We start from the raw sequence: 22173 nt of genomic DNA, 5'->3' as shown, positions 1-22173 counted from the left end.
CGCCCCGCGGGACAAGTCTCCGCCGTCCGCTCACCCGGCGCGCTTCGGCCTGCCAGTTAGATTATCGTCACCATCTAACGTGGGGGCGATCTCGAAGGTAAGAAGAGGGCATGTGTCCGGTGCGTGTGGGCCTTGATCTGTTGCCCGGCGCATCAGGACCGTGATTGCCTCTTCCGGGGTATCACCAGGCAGAGTTGTATGTCCGTACGGCTCAGCCGCCCCACAGGACGGAACGACGGGACCCGCATCGCACACATGCCGTGCGTCGGCTGCCGTCCGCAACAGGCCCCTTTCGACCCTGCGCCGTTCAACTCCCCCCTGAGTGTCTTGTCAGTCCATCAAGCGAGTGGCCACGCGGGCTGCGACGAAGGAGTCCGCGCGACACTTGTTCCCGCCCAGGCGTCCGCACGTCCCAGGCGGGGTTCGAGTCCCTCACCACACCGTCCGTGCCGGTAAGGAAACCTTGTGAACAACCCCCGTACGTTGATCGCCGGAGCCGGAATCTCCGGTCTCGCCCTGGCCAAGTCCCTGCTGGATCGTGGACTCCCGGTGGAGGTCGTCGAGCGGCGCGCCGCCGACGGGCAGGCCCTCGGTGCCGGCCTCTACCTGCCGGCGAACGCCGTACGCACCCTCCGGAGCATCGGCGTGGGGGACGAAGTGGCCAAGCGCGCGGAGCCGGTGACCCGGCAGCGACTCCAGGACCATCGCGGGCGCCCGCTCGCCGATTTCGAGGTGGGCGGCATCTGGGGTGAGGTGGGCCCCTGCCTGGCGATCACCCGGAACGACCTGCACGAAGTGCTTCGCGGAGCCGTTGACAACGATGTCGTCCAGTACGGCACCGAGGTGACCTCCGTGGCAGACAACGGCACCGTGACCTTCGCGAACGGCGACACCGGGAAGTACGACCTGGTGGTGGGCGCGGACGGCGTCAACTCGGCCGTCCGGCGCTCCCTCTTCGGCGGTCCGGCTCCGCGCTTCCTCGGCCAGCTGTGCTGGCGGTTCATCGCCGACGACACCGGGATACCCGGCATCACCGAATGGACGGCACGCCTGGGCAGCAAGGGCCGGACGTTCCTGACGGTGCAGCTCGGCGGCGGCCGCGTCTACTGCTACGCCGACATCAACAGCCGCGTCGCCGCGGCCCCGGCCGGCGACTGGCGCACCCTCTTCGCCGACTTCGGCGGACCGGTCCCCCGCTTGCTCGAGCAGGGCGAGGACGCGTACTTCGCCGCGCTGCACGAGAGTGAGAACACGGTGTGGACGCGTCCCGGCGCCGCCCTCGTCGGCGATGCCGCTCACACCTTCTCCCCGAGCATGGCGCAGGGCGGCGCGATGGCACTCGAGGATGCCGTGGTCCTCGCCGGCACACTGGCCGACGCACGTGATGTCACCGCGGCCCTCACCTCCTTCCAGGCACGGCGCGCCGGCCGGGTCGCCTGGGTCGTGGCGCAGAACCACCGCCGTGACAAGGCCCGCAATCTGCCCACGCCGCTGCGCGACTTCACCCTCCGCCGGGCGGGTGAGCGTCTCTTCAAGGCCAACCACGCCCCCCTGCACGCCCAGCCTTGATCTCCTCAGTCACCTGACGTCGGGTCAGCGACCGGGCGGGGGCCGCCCGGAGGGCACACCCGCCCCGGCCGACGCGCGGACCACATAGATTACATATGACATCTATCACGTGGACGCTCAGTGTCCGAGACCACATAATGGGAACGCGAGCGCCTCGCAGTGCCCCGGCCGGAGGCTGCTGGACATCACCGCGCGAACAGTGACCCTGACCTTGCGCGACGACATCCCGGCACCGGCAGTTCGCCACTACCGATCATCACGCCACAGCGCGGGCACGCCCTCCCTTGATTTCCCTTGAGCGACCCGCCGACATCTGTCGCGCCTCCTCAAGGGACCGAACAGTCACCCTCTGGAGCAATCTGTGAGCAACGAGACGGCCGGTCACCTGACCCCGGGCCCTCACCAAGTGGACGTGGACGGCCTCACCCAGCGCTACCACGTCCACGGATCGGGCCCAATCTGCCTGGCCGTGCCCGGCGGCCCGGGTGTCGACTGGGCCTCGCTGCGGACACCGGAACTCGAGGAGTTCCTGACCATGGTGTACGTGGAACCGCTGGGCACCGGCGACTCGCAGCGCCTCGCGTCGCACCCCCACGGTTACACCCGCGAGCGCTACACCCGCAGCCTGACCGGGCTGCTAGACCGGCTGGCACTCCCCCGTGTCTTCCTGCTCGGCCATTCCCACGGCGGTTTCGTCGCACAGCACTTCGCGCTGCACCACCCCGGCCGGCTGCACGGCCTGGTGCTGTACGAAAGCGCTCCCGTGACGGGTCCCGAGCACATGGCGGAGGCCGCCGCCAGGGTGGACGCGTTCGTCCAGCGCAACCAGGACCAGCCGGAGCTTCCCTCGGCGCTCGCCGCCCTCCAGGCCGTCGGATCCAGCACCGACGACGCCTCCGTCACCACGGCCCTGCGCGGTCTGCTGCCGGTCTACTTCGCTCGGTACTGGGACCGCGAGGACGAGTTCCGCGCGTTCCGCTCCACGGTCACCTGCACCTACGTCTCGACGCAGCACGAGACGGGAGAACCCGACGTCATCGACGACAGGGATGCCCTGCCCGGACTCACCGTTCCCACCCTGGTCCTGGTCGGCCGCCACGACGTGATCTGCGGGCCGCGATGGGCCGAGGAACTCCACACGCTGATACCGGGGTCCCGGCTGGCCGTGCTGGAGGACAGCGGTCACCTCGGCCACGTCGAGGAACCAGAGGCGTTCGCGCGGGCCGTGCGCGGCTTCGTGGAGTCCACGCGGACAGGAGCCGAGCCCCGGACCGGGGATTCCGTATCCGACGAGTTGCGGGGACTCTCCGGCCCCGTGTTCATGCCCGGCACGGATGAGTACGCCGCCGAGTGCGCCACGTTCAATCTCAACCTCGCCTTCCGGCCGGCCCTCGTCGTGGGGGCCGCCTGCGAGGACGACGTCCGGGCGGCGGTGAGGTTCGCCGCCGGCCGGGGCATGCCGATCGCGGTCAAGTCCTCGGGGCACCAGTTCGTGTCACCGGCGGAGGACGCCGTACTCATCACGACGGAACGGATGAAGCGCCTGTCGGTGGACCGGCACCGGCGCACTGTCAGTGCCGAGGCCGGCCTGCGCTGGAGCGAGGTGCTGCCGCGCGCGGCGGACGCCGGCCTCACCCCGGTCGCGGGTTCCGCTCCCGAGGTCGGGGTGGTCGGGTACACCCTCGGAGGAGGCCAGAGTCCGCTGCTCGGCCGGACCCACGGATACGCGGCGGACCATGTCCGCCGTATGAACGTGGTGACGGCGGACGGCGAACTGCGCACGGTGACGGCGGACAGCGATCCGGACCTGTTCTGGGCCCTGCTCGGAGGCAAGGGCAACTTCGGTGTCGTGACCGAGATCGAGTTCGACGTCTTTCCCGTGACCCGCTTCTACGGCGGCGGCCTCTACTTCGCCGGCGAGGACCTGGCGGCGGTGCTGGAGGCCTGGCGGCTGTGGGTGCCCACCGTCCCGGAGGAGATGACGACGTCCCTCGGTGTCCAGCGGCTCCCCGATCTGCCGGCGCTGCCCCCGCCCCTGCGTGGTGCGTTCGTCGTGCACGTGCGGATCGGCTATCTGGGGTCCGCCGACGACGGCGAGAGGCTCCTGGCCCCGCTCCGCGCGGCGGCGCCGGTCCTCCTCGACGCGGTCGGAGAGAGGCCCGTCACCGCCGTCGGGGAGATCCACATGGACCCGGTGGACCCGATGCCGTACTTCGACCGGAGCCTGTCCCTGCGGGAGTTCCCCGAGAAGGCGGCGCGAGCCCTGGTGGAACTCGTGGGGCCCGGTTCCGGCTGCCGGTTGGCGAACTTCGAGATCCGGGCACTCGGCGGTGCGCTGGACCGGGAGCCGAAGGTCGCCAACGCCGTGTCCATGAGAGGGATTCCGTACGTCGCCTTCGGCTTCGCGGTCGGTGGCGCCGACCAGGCGGACGACCTGCGGAGGGACCTGGCGAAGGTCGTGGACGGGCTCGCGCCGTGGGCGGCGGACCGGGGCATGGTGAACTTCCTCTCGCCGGACGAGGCCGCCGACACCGAAGGCGTACGGGCCGTGTACGGCCTTGAGCGGTACGACAGGCTCGCCGAGGTGAAGCGGCGCCACGACCCCGCCAACCTGTTCCGCTGCAACCACAACGTCCTTCCTGCCTGAGCGCCGTGCCTCGCGTGGCCGAAAACGGGATCGCCCGTCCGTGTCCGTCGGACACTGGGGACCTGTGACCACCGGGACTAGGCAGGGAGTCAGGGATGCCGACGGATCCATTCGTGTACGCGCCCGCGGAGGATCCCTTCTTCGGTGTGATCGACATCGAACTCGACCACGTGCGCGGCACCTTGAGCGTGAGCGGGGGTGAAGTGCCGCCGGTCGAGGTCCGACGGGCCCCGGACACTCCGCCGGAGACGCATGTGCCGATCGGGACACGTGATCCCGCTCGGCTCACCCTGCTCGCCGACGGCGCCGAGGAGGTGCTGCGCCCGGCCAAGGGGTTGCTGACCCGGAGGTCGTACCGGGTCGAGGTCGCTTCAGGGGCGAGGCAGTGCGGGTACGTGCTGGTGCCGAAATCCATCGGCACCAGCCGCCTGTTGCGGGACGGACGACGGCTCGGCATCTTCACCTCCACCGGTGACGGCAAGGTTTCTGCCGACTGGGAGGAGAAGATGCCGGGCTCCGAGACTGCCCCGGAGCCCTACGACGCGTCCGTGGGCTACGCCTTGGCCACCGCCTTCGGCACCGGCGCCGAGCCGATGTGGAAGCTGACCCTCAACGCCGCACTGGAGATGTGGCCCTGACGCGGACCGCTGCTCAGTCCCCGGTGCCGGGCAGCGGATGGGAGCAGGTGGAGCGCGCGACGAAGGCGAAGCCGTCGTAGTCCCGGGCCGGAACCAGCGGCGCCGTGTGGAAGCGGTGGACGAAGCGGGGGACGTTCGCGCCGTAACTGCGCTGCGCCTGCGGGCTGTCGAGCCACGGTGCCGGCCCGGTCCTCAGGTCGGCGTAGTAGTCACCGTGTACGGCGTCCGCGAGCCGCGCCTCGATGCTGCGGATGCCGGTGCCGACGCGGTGCCGCACCGGAGGGCCTTGGCGGTCGTCGCCGCGCCGGGCCAGGAAGGACCCCTTGCCGAAGAGGAGGGCCAGGGCGTAGTAGGCGTCGCCGTACCGTTCGCGGAGCCGGCTGCCGAGGGCCGGGATCCCCTCCCCGTAGGTGCTTTTGGCGATGTGGCCGTTGTGCGCCCAGATCATGACCCGCGCTTCCGGGTCGTCGTCCAGGAGGCGCGTGACGGCCTCGGCCATGTAGCGGTCCCGTGCGGCGAAGACGCTGTCCTCGCCGGCGAAGGGGTCGAAGGGGTGGGTCACCAGGTCGGCGGCGCGCACCAGCACGCGCGCGTGCTCCAGAACGGTGTCGGCTCCCTCGCCGGACCCGGTTCGCTCGCGGTGGTCCTCGACGAGGCGGACGATCTCCTCGGCCTGGCGCATCAGCGCCTGCCGCGGGTCGGGCAGCGAGGAGGGGCGGGCGTGGGCGAGCACGTCGAGGGCGTGGGCGTCCCCGACGCGCTCGGGTGCCACCCGTCGGATGAAGGCGGTGACCGCCTCGACGGAGTCGGCGCAGCGCTGGGGGTCCGTCCCGACGAAGCGGACCCGGCGTTCCTCGGGGAGGTCGCGGTTGTGGGCGCGCAGCCACTCGATCAGGTCGACCATTTCCCGGGTGCGCCAGGTCCAGAAGCCCAGCTTTCCGACGAGGTGTCCGGGGTCGCCGGTGCCGTGCCGTACGTAGGCGTCGAGGGCGCGGCCGGCGGACTGACTGGCCTCCAGGGCGAGCGTGGTGAATCCTTCCTCGCGCACCAGGAACTCCACGATGCGGTGCTTGAGCCGGAAGAACTCGCCGGTGCCGTGGGTGGATTCACCGAGGCCGACGACGCGGGTCCCGTGCAGGGCCTCGCCCAGCGGCTTCAGGTCCTGGGTGGGGGCGCCGGGGGTCAGCGAGCCCAGGGGGTGCGCGTGCTCGGTCAGCCAGCGGGCGATGTCGTCGGGCACCGGTGTGCCTCTCCTCCGTGCGTGCGGGCGGCCCGGCGCGTGCGTGTCATGCGCCGGGGCCTCTCACCCGGTCGTGGATCGGTTCGCGGCCTCCCGGCAGGCCGTGAGGATGTCCCGCAGGTCCCTCACGGCGGCCGGTTGGCCATGTTCGGCATACACGCCCGCGGCGTCGACGACAACTTCGTTCGTCCCTGCCCGGCCGTAATCGGACAGCGGCCCGGCGCTGCGGCGTGCCGCGAGGGCAATCGCCCGGCTGAGGCCGGTTCGTGTCAGCGGGTGAGGGACCTCCACGCCGTGTCCGGCAGGGCCAGCAGGTGTTCCGTCTCCGCCGGGGGTGGCAGTGGGCCGTGGTCCCCGGTCACCTTGAGGGCCGAGACCGCGGTGATGTGGCCGCGGCGCAGGGCGCGCGTCAGGGGCTCGCCGCGCAGCAGACCTGCCAGGAAGCCGGCGGCGAACGCGTCGCCGGCGCCCACGGGTTCCACCACCGTGGTGCGGAGGGCGGGGACCGTGGCCGGGCCGTCGGCCGTGAAGGCCGTCGCGGCCCGCGCACCGTCCTTGACCACGACGGTCCCCGGACCGGGCAGCAGGGTCCGTACGTCCTCGAGGGTGAGATCCGCGCCCCACAGTGTCTGTGCCTCGTCCAGGCCGACGAAGACGATGTCCGCCCGGTTCGCCAGGCGCTGGAGGACGGGCGCGGCCGTGCCGTCCGGCCACAGGGCGGCGCGGTGGTTGACGTCGAAGCTGATGGCGTAGGGGCGGGCGTCGCAGGGCGTGTCGAGGGCCCGGGCCATGAGGGCGCGGCAGGACGCGGAGAGGGCGGGGGTGATGCCGGTGAAGTGCAGCAGCCGGGCGGTGCTCACCGGTTCCCGGTCGAGCAGGTCGGGGCCGAGGGCCGAGGCGGCCGAGCGGGACCGGTAGTAGTGGACGCGGGTGCCGTCGGGGCCGGGGTCCTTCACCATCAGCCCGGTCGGGCGCCGGGGGTCGGTCCATACGTACGAGACGTCGACGCCCGCGGATGCCACGGCGGCGAGGACGCGGCGGCCCAGGGGGTCGTCGCCGACCGCCGAGAGCCACACGGCTGGGATCCCATGGCCGGCGAGGTACATGGCGACGTTGGACTCCGCTCCGGCCACGGCGAGCCTCAGCCGGTCGGCGTGGTCCAAGGGCTCGGGCGGGTCGGGTGTCAGGGCGGCCATGGTCTCGCCGACGCAGACCACTCGGCCCTCGGCGGGCAGCAGGGTGTCGTTCATGCCGGCTCCGCGAGAAGGGAGGGCGTGGGCCGGTAGGGGGCGGCCGGTGCGCCGGGGACGGCGACGCGGGTGCTGAAGAGGGCGCCGTCGTGCGGGCCCGGGTCGTCGAGGCCCAGGCGCGCCGAGGTGATGTGGAGGGTGTGGCCTTCGAGGCACACTCCGGCGGGTTGGCGGGCCGGCAGGCGCAGCGTGGTGTCGAGGCGTCCGTCGGGGAGGTGACGGCGGACGGTGCCGCTGCCCCAGACGGCGATCCACACCCCGCCCTCGGCGTCGACCGTCATGCCGTCCGGGCTGCCGTCCTCGATCCGCACGAACTCCTCCGGGCTGCCGAGCGTGCCGGTCGCGGGGTCGACCGGGTGGCGCCGGACGACGCCGCGGGCGCTGTCGGCCAGGTACATGTGGCGGCCGTCGGCCGTGAAGGCGGGCCCGTTGGGGACGGTGATGCCGTCGAGGACCCGGTGCACCGTGCCGTCGTGGTCCACGCGGTGGAGCGAGCCCGCGTCCGGGTCGGCGTCGTAGGACATGCTGCCCGCCCAGAAGCGGCCGGCGGGGTCGGCGACGGCGTCGTTCATGCGCATGCCGTCGCCCTCCAGGCGGGCCAGCCGGCGGACCGAGCCGTCGGGGCCGAGCAGGCAGATGCCGGTGCCCGCCGCGGCGATCCAGTGACCGGGGCGTCCGGCCACGGGGGCCACGGCGCCCAGCGGGTGGGGCAGTTCGGCCAGGGTGCGCAGCGGTGCCGCCGGGTCGTCGGCGGGGGCGGTCAGCAGGCGTCCGGCGAGGAGGTCGACCAGGACGATGCGGCCGTCGGCGTGCCGGATACCCTCGCCGAGTTCCAGCCGGTCGGGGCGGGTGGGCCGCAGGACGCCGGTCATCGGGTGGCCTCCCGCACGGCGGCGGTGAACGCGCGGGCGCGGGCGCGCAGGGCGGTGAGGCTTCCGCCGTCGGCCGCGTCGCCGACCAGGGGTGAGCCGACGCCGACGGCGGTGGCTCCGGCGGCCAGGTAGGCGCGCGCCGTCTCCTCGTCGACGCCGCCCACCGGGACGAGCGGTTCGTGCGGGAAGGGGCCGCGCAGTGCCTTGAGGTAGGCCGGTCCCCCGGCCTGGGCCGCGGGGAAGACCTTCAGCGCCGTGGCGCCGAGCGAGCGGGCGGCGACGATCTCGGTCGGGGTGAACACCCCTGCGAGTACGGGCAGTTCCAGTTCGCGGGCCATGCCGACCGACTCGCCCAGGGCGGGGGTGACGAGGAAGTCGGCGCCCGCGTCACGGGCGGCGCGGGCGTCGTCGGCGGTGAGGACGGTACCGGCGCCCAGGGGGCGGGCGTCGCCCAGTGCGGCGCGGGCGCGGGCTATCACGGTCAGGGCGTCGGCCCCGGTGAGTGACACCTCGATCAGTTCGACGCCTTCCTCTGCCAGCGTCAGGACCGTGTCCAGCGCCGCGTCGGCGTCACTGCCGCGCACGATGGCGACCAGACGGTGGGTGGCCAGTGCGGCCTGGAGTTCCACGGCGGGGTTCCTTCTTGTCGGGGGTACGGGAACGGTTCCTCGGGTGAGGACGGTGGGCGCCGCGGCTCAGGGGCAGCGGCAGTCGGCGGTCAGCGTGAGCCGCCAGCGGACCTCGCCGGACGCCGGTACGCGCGCGGCGTCGCCCTCGCGCGCGTCGGCGAGGTCGAAGACCCGCCCCAGCATCGGTTCGACACCCGTGCTGCGGTAGGGGTGATCCTCGGGGTAGCCGCCGAGATTGCGCCACAGCGCGACGGACGCCGGCTGTCCGTCGGCCTGGAGGGACAGGGCGAGCCGGTCGGCGGGTCCGTCGTGGACGCAGACGCGGTCGGTGTCCACGACCGCGCCGACCGCCGAGCCGTCGTCCGGTCCGAACCGGTCGAGGCGCAGTCCGTGGGGCGCGGGCCAGGGGCCCTCCAGCCAGGGCGCGCCGGCGGGCCACTGCCCTGCCAGCAGCGGTGCCGCCTCGGGGTGGAGGCGGGTGGGCGCGCCGGGGGTCATGTGCGGGACCGCCCGGTCCGACAGGGCGAGCAGGGCGTGGGCCGCCCAGACGAACCGGAAGCCGGCGTCGGCGGCCAGCGTGTAGTCGGCCTCGGCGACGACACCGGTGACCCGGATCCGGCGGGTCAGGGTGAAGCGTTCGCAGTCCACCCGGTCGGTGTCCCCGTCCCGGTGCCAGCGGCGGGTCCAGGCGTCCCCGTGGTCGGGGGTGCCCCGGACGGTAGGGACGCACTCCTCGAGGCCGCCCGCGTCGATGAACGCGCTCCCGGGGGTGACGGCCGCGCGTCCGGATGTCTCGCGCCGCCACAGCCATTCCCGGCCGCCCGTCTTCAGGGACGTCCAGCGTCCGCCGTGCTCCAGGTCGGTGGTGATGGTCAGTGGCGTGCTCGGCGGTGGCTTGCCCGGCGGTGGCATGCTCACCACTCCGCGAAGGAGCCGTCCGCGTGGCGCCACACGGGGTTGCGCCAGGCGTGTCCGGCACGGTCGGCGGCGCGTACGGCGGCCTCGTCGACACGCACGCCGAGGCCGGGGCGGTCGCCGCGCAGGGCGTTCCCGGCGACGAAACGGAAGGGCTCGGGGTCGACGACGTACGACAGCAGGTCGGCGTCCTTGTTGTAGTGGATGCCCCGGCTCTGCTCCTGGATGAGGAAGTTCGGTGTCGCGAAGGCGACCTGGAGGCTGGCGGCGAGGGCGATCGGGCCGAGCGGGCAGTGCGGGGCGAGCAGAGCGCCGTAGGTCTCCGCGAGGGTCGCGATGCGGTGCACCTCGGATATGCCGCCCGCGTGGGAGAGGTCGGGCTGGGCGACGGCGACCCCGGCGCTCAGGACGGGCAGGAACTCCCCGCGGGAGTAGAGGCGTTCGCCGGTGGCGAGCGGGACCGGGCTCGCGGCGACCAGGCCGGGCAGCAGGTGGCTCTGTTCGGGGACGACGGGTTCCTCGACGAACAGCGGGTGCAGGGGTGCGAGTTCGGTGAGGACGCGGCGGGCCGCCGCCGCGGTGAAGCGGCCGTGGAAGTCGACGGCGACATCGCGGTCCGGGCCCAGTACGTCGCGGGCGGCGGCCACCCGGGCGACCACGGCCGCGGTCTCGGCGGCGGTGGTGAGCGGGGAGGTGGCGCCGGCGGCGTTCATCTTCACCGCCGTGAAACCGGCCTCGACCTGGGCGGTGATCTGCTCGCGCAGCCCGGCCGGTTCGTCGCCGCCCACCCAGGCGTAGACACGGACGGTGTCCCGGACGGGGCCGCCCAGCAGGGCGTGCACGGGGGCGCCGTAGGCCTGGCCGGCGATGTCCCACAGGGCCTGGTCGAGTCCGGCGACGGCGCTGGAGAGCACCGGGCCGCCGCGGTAGAAGCCGCCCTTGGTCAGCACCTGCCAGTGGTCCTGGATGCGCAGCGGATCCTCGCCGAGAAGATGTTCGGACAGGACGTCGACGGCGCTGCGCACCACCTCGGCGCGGCCCTCGACGACGGGCTCGCCCCAGCCGACGAGTCCGTCGTCGGTCTCCACCCGGCAGAACAGCCATCGCGGCGGGACCAGGAACGTTTCTATGCGGGCGATCTTCACTGCGGGCCGGGGCCTTTCGTCTCGTCGTCGCCGTCGACGCGTTCCAGGTCGCGGCCGGCCTGGTCGAGCAGGGCCCGCATGGCGGCCTCGGCGGCGTCGGGGTCCTGCTCGCGCACGGCGTCCAGGACCGCCTGGTGGGCCGGCACGGGGTTCTCGCCGTGCGGGGAGCTGTGCACGATGCGGTCGCGGTGGGCCAGGCCCGACTCGATGACCATCTCCATGCGTTCCAGCAGCTCGTTGTGGGTGGCCGTCAGCAGGGCCCGGTGGAAGGCGAGGTCGGCCTCCACGGCGTGACCGGCGTCGCTGTCGTCCTCCCCCATCGCCCTCAGCGCGGCGTCGAGGGCGGCGAGGTCGTCGGCGGTGCGCCGCTCGGCGGCGAGCCGCACGGCGGCCGGTTCGATGATGCTGCGTACCTCGGCGAGGTTGCGCAGCAGCGCGCGGTCGGCCTCCGTGGTCCGGCCGCCCTCGAACTGCCAGCGCAGCACGTCGGCGTCGAGGAGGTTCCAGTCGCCGCGCGCCCGCACGAAGGTGCCGCGTTTCTGGCGGGCGTCGACCATTCCCTTGGCGGCGAGGACCTTCAGCGACTCGCGCAACGCGGTGAGGCTCACGTCGAGTTCGCTCTGCAGTGCCACCAGGTCGAGCGTGGCGCCTTCGGGGATCTCCCCACCCAGGATGCGGCGGGCCAGGGCTTCCACGGTCTGGCCGTGCACACCACGACGGGCGTAGGGCGTCATGTCGGAGAGCCTTTCTGCTGCGGGGAACGGTCGGTGGTGGTCATGCGGAGGCCTTGACGACGCTCCAGCCGCCGTCGACCAGGAGGTGCGAGCCGGTGATGAAGGAGGCGTCGTCGCTGCCGAGGAACGCTATGGCGGCGGCGACTTCGCCGGGGGTGCCGAAGCGGCGTGCGGCGGTCCCGGCGACGCTGCGTTCACGCTCCTCGGCTGGGACCCTGTCCCATGCCGCGGTGAGGATCGGTCCCGGCAGCACGGCGTTGACGCGCACCTCGGGTCCGTACTCCACGGCGAGCTGCCCGCACAGGGAGAGCAGCGCGCCCTTCGAGGCGGCGTAGGCGGGGTGGCCGGGGATGCCGGCGTGGGCGTGCACGGAGGAGGTGAGCACCACCGCGCCCTGCCGTTCCCGCAGGTCGGGCAGGACGGCGCGGAAGCCGAGGAAGCAGCCGGTGACGTTGACGGAGAGCTGCCGCTGCCAGGAGTCGAGGGTGAGTTCGTGCGCGGGGGCGACGTCCACGGTGTAGGCGTTGCCGACCAGGAGGTCGACCGGGCCGAAGGCGTGCGCGGCGTCCAGCACGCGCTCCCAGTCGGCCTCGGCGGAGACGTCGGCGCGTACGAACGCCGCCCGGCCGCCTGCTTCCGTGATGCCGGCGGCGACGGTCTCGCCGGCCGCTGCGGCGACGTCGGCGAGCACGACGGCGGCTCCTTCCCGCGCCAGGCGCTCGGCCGTGGCGGCTCCGATGCCGGAGGCGGCTCCGGTCACCACGGCGGTGCGACCGTGGTAGCGGGTGCCGTGACGTCGTGCTGGCTGGTCCATCGTGGGGTCGGGCTCCTTCGCGGGGTCGGGCGGTGGGTGTCGGGGGTGTGCTGGCAACCTACGGGGCGGCTCGGCCTAGTGCCGTGTCAGCACCACCAGTTCGGCGTCGTAACCGGCGCTCCACGCGAACGGCAGACCGTAGTGGAGCAGATGGGCTCCCCCGTACCTGGTGCCGGTGCGTGTGTCGCGGTACCGGGCGTGGGGGTCGAGGGCGCGCAGGCGCAGCCTGGCCGGGCGGCCGGGGACGAGCGGGGCGCCGTCGAGCCGTCCGGTGCTGAACGCGGCGACGACGGTGCGCTCCCCGTCCTGGGCGTCGTACTGGACCCCGCAGGTGGGGTCGTCCGGGGTGGCCAGGAGGTGTATCCCGCCGTGGTGGATCACGTCGCGCACCTCCTTGTAGCGGGCGATCCACCGGGCCGCTTCGGCGCGCTGCTCCGGGCCCCAGGTGCGCAGGTCCGCGCCGATGCCGAGCACACCGCACATCGCGGTGACGAAGCGGAAGGCGAGGCTGCGCGGGCGCGGGTCGAACAGGCCGGGCGCGTCGGTCACCCAGGAGCTCATGACGTGTGGTGCGTGGGCGTGCAGGAAGCCGAACTGGATCCGCAGCCGGTCCAGGGGTGCGGTGTTGTCGCTGGGCCAGACGACGTCGGTGAGGGCGAGGGTGGCGTGGTCGACGCGTCCCCCGCCGCCCGCGCAGCCCTCGACGGTGACGTGGGGGTGCGCGGTGCGCAGGTGGTCGAGGACGCGGAGGTATCCGGTGACGTGGGCGGCGTCGAGGTCGAGCCGGTCGGCGGGGCCGGCGCCGGGGCGTCCGCGTTCGGTGGGCGGGCGGTTCATGTCCCACTTGAGGTAGCTGATGTCGTACGCGGTCAGCAGCCGGTCGAGGGTGTCGGTGACGAAGTCCTGGACGTCCGCGCGGCCGAGGTCCAGCAGGAGCTGGTTGCGGACCAGGCGGGCGGGGCGGTCCTCGATGCGGTACACCCAGTCGGGGTGTTCGGCGTGCAGACGGCTGCCCGGGCTGACCGCCTCGGGCTCCACCCACAGGCCGAAGTCCATTCCGAGCGCGCGCACGTCGGCGACGAACCGGTCGAAGCCCTCCGGGAACGCCTTCGGGTCCGGGTCCCAGTCGCCGAGGCCGCCGGTGTCGTCGTCGCGGCCGGTGAACCAGCCGTCGTCGACGACGAAGAGTTCCGCGCCGATGCCGGCGGCGGCCTCCGCCAGTTCCAGCTGTCCGGCGGCGTCGACGTCGAAGCCGGTGGCCTCCCAGGAGTTGTAGAGCACCTTGCGGGTGCGGTGGAGGCGTTCACCGCTGAGCCGGCGTTCGTAGTGGTGCTGGACGCGGGACAGTCCGTCGAGTCCGTCGGGGCTGAACGCGCAGGCCAGGCGGGGGGTGGTGAATGTGTCACCGGGGGCGAGCAGCACCGCGCCCTCGTGCGGGACGCGTCCGGCGCGGACGCGGACGGCTCCGCCCGGTTCGGCCTCGGCGGTGATGTGCCAGTTGCCCGGCCACTCCAGGGCCACGCCGTACGCGGGTGCCGGGCCGTCCTGCGGTGCGCCGCGGTCCTGTATGGCGAGCCAGGGCGCGTAGGCGTGTCCGGGCACTCCCTGGACGCTGCCCATGGTGAACGTGCCGCGCGTCAGGTCGAGTTGGGTGCGCTGGAACTCCTGCGACCACTGGCCGGTGAGGTAGGTCAGCCGTACGCCGTCGGCCGCGGGGACATTCACGGCGGCCGAGTCGAAGCGCTCCAGGCGCAGCGGTTCGTCACCGGTGCATGTGTGCTCGGTCCAGCGCAGGACGACGTCGGTGCCGGGGACGGTGGCGTAGTACAGGACCGTGCGCAGTCCGAGGACGCTGTCGGTGAAGGCCAGCCGCAGCGAGCCCTCCCCCTTCTCGGCGCCGGAGAACTCCCACCACGCCCCGCGCTCACCGCCGGGGCGGGAGGCCACGAGGTCGGCGCCGGTGAACGGGCGCATCCCGTACGGCAGGTACTCGGCCGGGGCCGCGTCGGCGGGGGTGAGGAAGTGGGTGCGCCGGGACCAGTCGAGTGCGGAGGGGCCGTCCTCGCAGCCGTGCGGGCCCCAGGCGTCGAGTTCGGCCCAGGGGCCGTCCGGGGAGAGCCGGACGGTGTAGCTCGTACGGTCGGTGCGCAAAGTCCAACGCTGGTCAGTCACTTGACCGCTCCCAGGTTCAGGCCGGCGACGAAGTGCCGCTGGAAGCGCAGGAACACGGCGACGGTGGGCGCGGCGGCGATGACGGATCCGGCGGCGATGACGTTCCACATGGAGACGTACTGGCCCTGAAGTCCGATGAGGGCGGCGGTGATGGGCATCCTGGTGTCGCTGCGCAGCACGGTGATGGCCCACAGCAGGTCGTTGAAGATCCAGGTGAAGGACAGGGCGCTGAGGGCAGCCAGGGCGGGGCGGGAGAGCGGCAGGATGATCCGCCAGAAGATCTGCCAGGGCCCGGCGCCGTCGACGACGGCCGCCTGCTGGATCTCGGCGGGTATGGCGCGCATGAAGCCGTGCAGCACGAAGACGTAGAAGCCGACGCCGAAGCCGATCTGCACGCCGATGAGAGCGGTCAGGGAGTCGTAGACACCCATCATCTCGCTGAGCTTGGACACCGGGATGAGCAGGATCTGCGGCGGGAGCAGGTTGCCGCCGAGCATGAGCAGCAACACCGAGCGTCGGAAGGGCAGCTCGTAGCGGCTGAGGGCGAAGGCGGCCATGGCGGCGAGTGCCAGGGTCACCAGCACCGCCGGGATCGTCACCAGCAGGCTGTTGATCAGCGCGCGCTGCTGGCCGCCGTCGACCCAGGCCTGGCTGAAGTTGTCGAGGGTGAAGGAGTGCGGCCAGCTGCCCAGGCCGTGGGCGGCGATGTCGTCGAAGGAGCGCAGGCTGGTCACCAGGACCAGGGCGATGGGCAGCAGCCACAGCAGGGCCAGTGTTCCCGCGCCGAGGTGGAATCCGGCGGTGGCGGCGCGCCGCCGCACCGGCGCCGACGGGGTGGGTGGGGTCGTCATCAGTCGGCCTCCCGGAAGGCGCGGACGAGGTAGGAAGCGATGACGCCGAAGGCCAGGACGAAGATGACGACGGCCAGCGCGGATCCGTAGCCGAGCCGCAGGGACTGGAAAGCGGTGGAGTACATGTAGGTGCTCAGCAGTTCGGACGAGTGGTAGGGGCCGCCGCGGGTCAGCGACCACACGACGTCGAAGGAGCGCAGTGAGTCGATGACGATGACGGACAGGACGACGGCGTTGACGCTGAGCAACTGGGGCAGGGTGACGTGCCGGAAGCGCTGCCAGGGGCCGGCGCCGTCGACCTTGGCCGCCTCGTACAGGGCGGGGTCGATGCCCTTGAGGCCGGCCAGGTACAGCACCATCACGTAGCCGATCTGGCGCCAGAGGGCGGGCACGATCACCGCGTACAGGGCGGTGTCCTGGTCGGCGAGCCAGGCGTGGCGCAAACTCTCCAGACCGACCGATTCGAGTACCTGGTTGAGGACGCCGTCGGGCTGGTAGATCGCCTGCCAGACGAGGGCGGTGGCGACCAGCGAGAAGACCACGGGCAGGAACAGGGCGGCGCGGTAGAAGCCGATGCCGCGGCGCTCCTGCTGGAGCAGCAGCGCGGTGGCCAGGCCGAGGACCGCGGACAGTCCGCCGAAGAGGACCAGCCAGAGCACGGTGTGCCAGGTGGCGCTGCGGAAGGTGTCGTCGCCCGCCATCTCCCGGAAGTTGTCCAGGCCGACGAAGGTGGGCGCGGACACGCCGTCCCAGTCGGTCAGGGCCAGGTAGAAGCCCTGGAGCGCGGGCCAGAACACCCACAGGGCCTCGGCGAGCAGCGGGATCAGGACGAAGGCGAGCACCAGCGGGGGTGTGCGGCGGGCGGCCCCCCGGCCCCGCTTGCCGCGGGGCGGTGCGGGGGCCGGGGAGGTGCTCTTGGTCGGGGTCAGCACGGCCACGTCAGGCGTTCCAGATCTTCTCGGCGTCGCGCTGCCACGTGGTGAGGACGGAGCCGATGGACTTGGGCTCGGCGATGAAGCGGGTCAGCGCGTTGTCGGCGGTGGGCTGGAGGGCGTCGCTGGAGTCGCGGTTGAAGAACTGGGTGATCTCGGCCGCCTCCTCGATGTGCCTGCGCCCCTTGACGACCAGCGGGGTGCCGGCGTCCTTGGCGTCCGGGTGGCAGGGCAGGACGGTGCCGGAGGAGCCCTTGATGTAGATCTCCTGGGCCTCGGCGGTGCCGAGGAAGCGCATCAGGTCGATCACCTCGTCGCGGCGGCCGGTGCGGGCCCCGGCGAAGTAGCCGTCGGTGGGCGCCTCTTCGGCGAGCGGGACCTTCGGGTCGATGACCGGGAAGCGGAAGAAGTCGATGTCGTCGAGGGCGTCCTTGGGGGCGGCGTCGGCGAAGAAGGTGCCGATCAGCATCATGGCGCTGCGGCCGTTGAGCATGGAGGTGGAGGCGTCCTGGAAGGCGACGGCGGTGCCGTCCGGGTCGAAGTACGGCAGCACCTCCTGCCAGCGGTCGAAGACCCTGCGCACCTCGGGGTCGTCGAAGCGGTGTGTGCCGGCGAGGAGTTCGCGGTGGTACCGGGCGCCGTTGATGCGGATGTTCAGGTAGTCGAACCAGGCCGAGGCGACCCATGCGGTGTTGCCGCCCGCGCCGAGGCCGATGGGGGTGATGCCCTTGCTCTTGAGCTTGTCGCACAGGTCGAGGAAGTCGTCCCAGGTCTTCGGTTCGCCGACGCCCCACTTGGCGAAGTTCGACTTCCGGTAGAACATGCCCCACCAGTAGTAGGTCGTGGGCACGAAGACCTTCTTGCCCGAGGTCGCCGTGCAGAGGCTGTTCAACGCCTTCGAGTAGCCGCGCAGTTCCGGGGACGACCAGACCTCGCCCAGGTCGAGCAGCAGGTCCTTGCCGGCGTAGGCGTCGGCGACGGACCCCGGGTACCAGGTGTAGACGTCCGGCGGGTTGGCCGAGGTGAGGTACGTCGGCAGCTGGGTGCGGAAGGTCTCGGCGGCCACCGTGTTCAGGCTGACCTCGCCGGTCCCCTTCTTGCCGTACGCGGCGACCAGGTCCTCCATCGCGGCCTTGGCCTGCGGGGCGGACAGGTTGGACTGGAGGGTCACCGCTCCACCGGAGGAGCTCTTGCCGGACGAGCCGGAGGTGACGCAGCCGCTGAGCAGGGCGGCCGTGCCGGCGGCGCCGAGCCCGGCGAGGAACCGTCGTCGGCTGGGCTGTTGGTTGGTCATGGAGCACTCCCTGGGGATCCGCGCGGCGGGAGCCGGCCCCTGGTGCGGGCCGGGCGCTGCTCGCGGCGCATACAGGTTCGCGTGGCGATCGAGCCACGTCAAGGTTAATTACTAATTAATGGAGAGTTGCTTGCCCTGGAGGTGAGAGCAGGGCAGGGGGCACGGCCGGAGCCGCCGGAGCCAACCGAGCGCGCCGGCCGGTGCCACGGCGAAGACTGTGGCGCCGGACAGGGGCCGTGTCAACGATTATTCCTAATTAATTTGAGCGGCGGCTGCCGTCGGGTGCGCCGTCCGCTGTGACGAGGACGAGTAACTGTTAATTTAGGAAATATTCTTGACGTGCGCTGGGACGGCCGTCAGGATCCTGGCCAACATCCCGCAGGCCTACGTCCGTTGACGGACCCCGAGGCGACCCGCCGCATCCTCCGCGAGGCGGCGGCCGGACGCACGTCCGGGACGGGTCGCCCGCCTGATCGGACAGCGAAGGATCCGATGTGAAACGACATCTCACCGTCCTGCCGGCTCTCCTGACCGCCTTGCTGGTCGCGCAGGCACCCGCCCTCGCGGCCCCCGAGGCCCGTGAGGCCCCCGGAACGGCGCCGACGGTACCCACGCAGGTGCTCAGCCCGACGCCGTACATGGGCTGGAACACCTACTACGCCCTGGGGGGCGACCCGACCGACGCGGAGATCAGGTCGACGGCCGACTTCCTGGTCAGCAGCGGTCTGCGCGACGCCGGCTACGAGTACGTCTGGATCGACGGCAACTGGGCCGCGCCGACGCCGCGTAACGAGGCCGGCGACCTGGTGGCCAACCCCGACCAGTTCCCCGACGGGCTCGCGCCGCTGGTCGACTACATCCACTCCAGGGGCCTCAAGGCCGGCATCTACACCGACGCCGGTCCCTACATCCCCGGTAAGTGCGGACTGGGCAGCCACGGCCACTACCAGCACGACGCGGACCAGTTCGCGGCCTGGGAGTTCGACGCGGTCAAGGTCGACTACCTCTGCGGGATCGCCGCGGACCTCGACCCGAAGACCGTCTACACCGAGTTCGCGCGGGCCCTGCGGAACAACGCCGCCGGCCGCCCCATGCTCTTCAACCTCTGCAACCCGGTGACCTCCCCCGACTGGGGCACCTATCCGGAGGAGCAACAGTCGACGCACTCCTGGTCGTACGCACCGGCGATCGCGCAGTCCTGGCGGACGTACACGGACGTGGGTTTCGTCGGCGAGATCAAGTTCAAGGACGTGCTGCGCAACTACGACGCGAACGCGCGGCACCCGGAGGTCGCGGGTCCCGGGCACTTCAACGACCCTGACTACCTCGGGCCCGAACTGGGCATGAGCGACGAGGAGTTCCGTACGCAGATGACGCTGTGGTCGGTGGCGGCCGCGCCGCTGGTGATCGGCAGCGACGTCCGGCAGCTCAGCACGGCCTCGCTCGGCATCCTCACGGACCCCGACGTCCTCGCCGTCAACCAGGACACGGCCGCCGTCCAGGCCGTCCGCGTCGGCCCCGCCGGCACGACGGAGACGTGGGTGAAGCAGCTCGCCGACGGTGACCGTGCCGTGGTGCTGCTCAACCGCGGCGACAGTCCCGCGACGCTCACCACGACGGCCCGCTCGGTGGGGCTGTCCGGCGGCCGCTTCACCGTCAAGGACGTGTGGACCGACCGGGTCACCGAGAGCGCGGGCACCCTCAGTGCCGCCGTCCCCGCCCATGGTGCGGCCCTGTTCCGGGTCGGGCGGGCCACGGGCAGGCCCGGTGTTCCGCATGTCGTGGCCGGCCTGCCGCAGGTGACCGCCGTCGGCGGCGACGCCGTACCGGCCGGGATCGCTCCGGTGGCCGCCGGCGGCGACCGTGCCCGGGTCGAGGTCACCGTGCGCAACGACGGCGCCCGGCCGGTCGGTTCGCCTCGGGTGCGGCTGGACGTGCCCGACGGCTGGACCGTACGTCCGCTCGGCACGGCACCCGGGCTGCTGTCGCCCAGGCGTTCCGTCACGCTCGCCTTCGCGGTGACGTTGCCGCCCGACGCCGTGCCGGGCAGCACCGCGCTGACCGCGACGACCTCGTACGAGGTCACCGGCAAGGGCCGTCTCGAACAGGGGACGAGCGCGGCGCTGACCGTGGCACCGACCGCCCCGGACGGTGACGTCGTCCTGTCGCACCACAACTGGATCAGCGCCACCAGCGGGTGGATGAGCCCGACGGTCGACCGGAGCGTCGGCGGCGGGTCGCCGATCAGCATGCTCGGTCAGGTCCACCCGACCGGCCTCGGGGTCGCCTCGCCCTCCACCGTTCGCTACTACCTCGGTGACCGGTGCACCCGGCTGCGGGCGACCGTCGGCATCGACGACGCCGTCCGCAACGTCGGCCCGGAGGGCGGCACGTCGGACTTCCAGGTGGTCGGCGACGGGCGGGTGCTCTTCGACAGCGGGGTGCTCGGCCGTGACGGCGTCCGCGAGGCCGACGTCGACCTCACCGGTGTCCGTGTGCTCGACCTGGTGGTCGGGGACGGCGGCGACGGCGGCTACAACGACCGCGCCGACTGGGCGGGGCTCGACGCCACCTGCTGACGAGGCCCGTCACGTCATGAGGTCGCACCTCGCCCGCGCGCCATCCGTCTTCGGACGCGGGCGGGCGGGGTGCGCGCGCCTCCCGGCGTCCGCGTGGGCATGGCAGCGGCGATCGCTTTCTCCGCCAGCCGGCGGCGCGCACACCCCCTGACGTCCGTCAGGCGATGAGCAGGCGCAGGCCGAGGTCGGCGGTGTCGAGGGCGGCCAGTTCGCCGTTGCGCTCGGCCCAGCGGCCGGAGTCCAGGTCGTCCCTGAGGCCGCGCACCGCCCGTTGCTCGGCCTGCTCCCCCACCCTCGTCCACACCGACATCGCGCGGCGCACGCGCTCCTCCAGATACGCCGTCGGCCGGCGCCAGTACGCCTCGAACAGGCCGTCGGCGCAGTCCCACGGGACCGGCACCGGTGCGGTGCGTGCGCCGATCGCATCGGCCATCCCGGCCAGGGAGGGAAAGTCCGCGAGGACGTCGGCGAACTCGGGGAGATAGTCGCGGGTGAGCCAGAAGCGGTCCTGCCAGCCGGGCTCGTCGGTGTCGAACGTGAGGACCACGACGCGGCGGGCGACGCGCCGCATCTCGCGCAGGCCCACGATCGGGTCGCCCCAGTGGTGAACGGTGGAGACGGCCGTCGCGGCGTCGAAGGCGCCGTCACCGAACGGCAGCTTCTCCGCCGCGGCGGCCAAGCACGGTGCCGCACCGGCGGGCCGCTGCCCCCGCATGACGGCGGACGGTTCCACGGCGGTCACGTCGCGGTCGGTGGGCTCGTAGGAGCCGGTGCCGGCCCCGACGTTCAGCACCGTGCGCGCGTCCCCGAGCGCGTCCCAGATGCGCGCGGCGATGCGCGGATCCGTGCGGCGGGTCGCGGTGTACGCGCCGCCGATCGCGTCGTACAGGCGTGGTCCGACCATCTTCAGCTGCTCCTCCGGTCCTACCGTCAATCCCCGTGCGCGTGCGGTGAGTTCTCTGTCGATGGCCGCCACCATGGCGTCGGCGCGGTCCCGCCGTTCCAGCAGCAGGCCACGCAGCCGGCGCAGGTGCGCGACGGCGTCGGTGTGCGGATCGCCGACCAGTTCGGCGATCTCCCGCAGCCCGAAGCCCAGCCGCCGGTAGGCCAGCACCTGCCGCAGCCGCTCCACGTCACCCGCCGCGTACGCCCGGTACCCGGCCGGGGTGCGCGCCGACGGCCGGACGAGCCCGACGGCGTCGTAGTGATGCAGCGTCCGCACGGTCACCCCGGCCAGTTCGGCCACCTGCCCCACGGTCCAGTGATCCTCCACGACCCCGACCCTGCACCCTGACGCCACGTAAGGGTCAAGCGCGACCACGCCCACCCGGACCGGTGGCCCAGGACGTCAGGGTCGTGAAGTCGGCGGGGGCCAACCCGTGGCGGGGGTCGATCCTGAGGAGGAGGGCGGGACCTCGGTGGTGGGTCCGGACCCAGGTGCGGTCCGCGTCGGTGATGTCGTCGTCGACCCAGGCGAACGGGCGACCCTTCGCCCAGGTGGTGATCAGCGGGGTCTTCCAGAACACGCCGTCCTCGGGCTCCGACCGGGGCGACGGCCAGGTGAGGTAAGGGAGTTCTGGCAGGCCCAGGACCGGGGCGATGAAGGTGTTGGCCTCTTCCTCCCACGTCGTCGCCCACACGAGGTCGAAGGGCAGGGACAGCAGTTGCGGGCCATGCCGGGGGTTGAGCCACACCCGCAGTGGCTTCACCGGTCTGTCCGGTGTCCCCCACTCCTCCAGCCGACGGCGTTCCAGGGCTTCCCAGCGAGGGGTCAGCAAGCGGTGCGTCTCGTAGCCGTCGGGGCGGCGTTGTGGTGTGGCGGCGTACGGGTTCAGCGGGCCGTCCACATCCAGCAGCAGCGCTGGGCGCATGTCGTCGCTCCTCGCGGGTGG

The 22173-nt window shown here is 72.4% G+C and carries 18 protein-coding genes; 4 read left to right on the top strand and 14 right to left on the bottom strand.

Annotated elements, in window-relative coordinates; all coding sequences use genetic code 11:
• The first annotated feature begins 465 nt into the window (after positions 1–465).
• From B100_RS0123470 to B100_RS0123460, 3 genes are all read left to right on the top strand, one after another.
• Positions 466–1569, top strand: a complete 1104-nt coding sequence (locus tag B100_RS0123470) for an FAD-dependent monooxygenase (protein WP_024886853.1) — start codon at positions 466–468, stop codon at positions 1567–1569.
• A 361-nt stretch (positions 1570–1930) separates the two neighbouring features.
• Complete coding sequence (locus B100_RS37685; protein WP_486585689.1) at positions 1931–4216, top strand: alpha/beta fold hydrolase; 2286 nt, start codon at positions 1931–1933, stop codon at positions 4214–4216.
• A 95-nt stretch (positions 4217–4311) separates the two neighbouring features.
• Positions 4312–4854, top strand: coding sequence for a hypothetical protein (locus B100_RS0123460; protein ID WP_024886851.1), 543 nt, complete (start codon positions 4312–4314; stop codon positions 4852–4854).
• Positions 4855–4867: 13 nt separating this feature from the next.
• Here the strand turns inward: B100_RS0123460 and B100_RS0123455 are convergent, their stop codons facing one another.
• The 12 genes from B100_RS0123455 to B100_RS0123400 all read right to left on the bottom strand — a co-directional run bounded on the left by B100_RS0123455 (position 4868) and on the right by B100_RS0123400 (position 17702).
• Entirely contained in the window at positions 4868–6094 is a 1227-nt protein-coding gene (locus B100_RS0123455; RefSeq protein ID WP_024886850.1) for an erythromycin esterase family protein, read from the bottom strand.
• A 269-nt stretch (positions 6095–6363) separates the two neighbouring features.
• The gene (locus tag B100_RS0123450; protein ID WP_024886849.1) at positions 6364–7344 is read right to left on the bottom strand and encodes a sugar kinase; all 981 of its coding nucleotides are present in this window, start codon (positions 7342–7344) and stop codon (positions 6364–6366) included.
• Positions 7341–8216 (bottom strand): SMP-30/gluconolactonase/LRE family protein, encoded by an 876-nt coding sequence (locus tag B100_RS0123445; RefSeq protein WP_024886848.1) that lies wholly within the window; start codon positions 8214–8216, stop codon positions 7341–7343. Before B100_RS0123445 ends, B100_RS0123450 begins: the two co-directional genes overlap by 4 nt.
• Positions 8213–8845 (bottom strand): bifunctional 4-hydroxy-2-oxoglutarate aldolase/2-dehydro-3-deoxy-phosphogluconate aldolase, encoded by a 633-nt coding sequence (locus B100_RS0123440; RefSeq protein WP_024886847.1) that lies wholly within the window; start codon positions 8843–8845, stop codon positions 8213–8215. Before B100_RS0123440 ends, B100_RS0123445 begins: the two co-directional genes overlap by 4 nt.
• A gap of 66 nt (positions 8846–8911) precedes the next feature.
• Positions 8912–9757: a hypothetical protein gene (locus B100_RS0123435; RefSeq protein ID WP_024886846.1), complete on the bottom strand. Its 846-nt coding sequence runs from the start codon at positions 9755–9757 to the stop codon at positions 8912–8914.
• 2 nt (positions 9758–9759) lie between these two features.
• Positions 9760–10905: a galactonate dehydratase gene (gene dgoD, locus B100_RS0123430; protein ID WP_024886845.1), complete on the bottom strand. Its 1146-nt coding sequence runs from the start codon at positions 10903–10905 to the stop codon at positions 9760–9762.
• Positions 10902–11639 (bottom strand): FadR/GntR family transcriptional regulator, encoded by a 738-nt coding sequence (locus tag B100_RS0123425; RefSeq protein WP_024886844.1) that lies wholly within the window; start codon positions 11637–11639, stop codon positions 10902–10904. The genes dgoD and B100_RS0123425 overlap by 4 nt, the downstream gene beginning before the upstream one ends.
• A gap of 40 nt (positions 11640–11679) precedes the next feature.
• Positions 11680–12453: an SDR family oxidoreductase gene (locus B100_RS0123420; protein WP_024886843.1), complete on the bottom strand. Its 774-nt coding sequence runs from the start codon at positions 12451–12453 to the stop codon at positions 11680–11682.
• 75 nt (positions 12454–12528) lie between these two features.
• Positions 12529–14625 (bottom strand): alpha-galactosidase, encoded by a 2097-nt coding sequence (locus B100_RS0123415; RefSeq protein WP_024886842.1) that lies wholly within the window; start codon positions 14623–14625, stop codon positions 12529–12531.
• A complete protein-coding gene (locus B100_RS0123410; protein ID WP_024886841.1) occupies positions 14622–15476 on the bottom strand; it encodes a carbohydrate ABC transporter permease in 855 nt (284 codons plus the stop codon). Before B100_RS0123410 ends, B100_RS0123415 begins: the two co-directional genes overlap by 4 nt.
• Positions 15476–16414, bottom strand: coding sequence for a carbohydrate ABC transporter permease (locus B100_RS0123405; RefSeq protein ID WP_024886840.1), 939 nt, complete (start codon positions 16412–16414; stop codon positions 15476–15478). The genes B100_RS0123410 and B100_RS0123405 overlap by 1 nt, the downstream gene beginning before the upstream one ends.
• A 1-nt stretch (position 16415) precedes the next feature.
• On the bottom strand, positions 16416–17702 hold the full coding sequence (locus B100_RS0123400) for an extracellular solute-binding protein (RefSeq protein WP_024886839.1): 1287 nt from the start codon (positions 17700–17702) through the stop codon (positions 16416–16418).
• A 494-nt stretch (positions 17703–18196) separates the two neighbouring features.
• Here B100_RS0123400 and B100_RS0123395 point away from each other — a divergent pair, with 494 nt between their 5' ends.
• Positions 18197–20281, top strand: a complete 2085-nt coding sequence (locus B100_RS0123395; RefSeq protein WP_024886838.1) for an NPCBM/NEW2 domain-containing protein — start codon at positions 18197–18199, stop codon at positions 20279–20281.
• Between the two features lie 157 nt (positions 20282–20438).
• On the opposite strand, the gene B100_RS0123390 is transcribed toward B100_RS0123395, so the two are convergent.
• Positions 20439–21536: a MerR family transcriptional regulator gene (locus tag B100_RS0123390; protein ID WP_024886837.1), complete on the bottom strand. Its 1098-nt coding sequence runs from the start codon at positions 21534–21536 to the stop codon at positions 20439–20441.
• Positions 21537–21588: 52 nt separating this feature from the next.
• Positions 21589–22152 carry a hypothetical protein gene (locus B100_RS0123385; RefSeq protein WP_024886836.1) on the bottom strand — a complete coding sequence of 188 codons (564 nt, stop codon included), beginning with the start codon at positions 22150–22152 and terminating at the stop codon, positions 21589–21591.
• Positions 22153–22173 lie beyond the last annotated feature (21 nt).

This window comes from Streptomyces sp. CNH189 (assembly GCF_000527195.1).
This window is presented reverse-complemented; position numbering and strand designations above follow the sequence as displayed.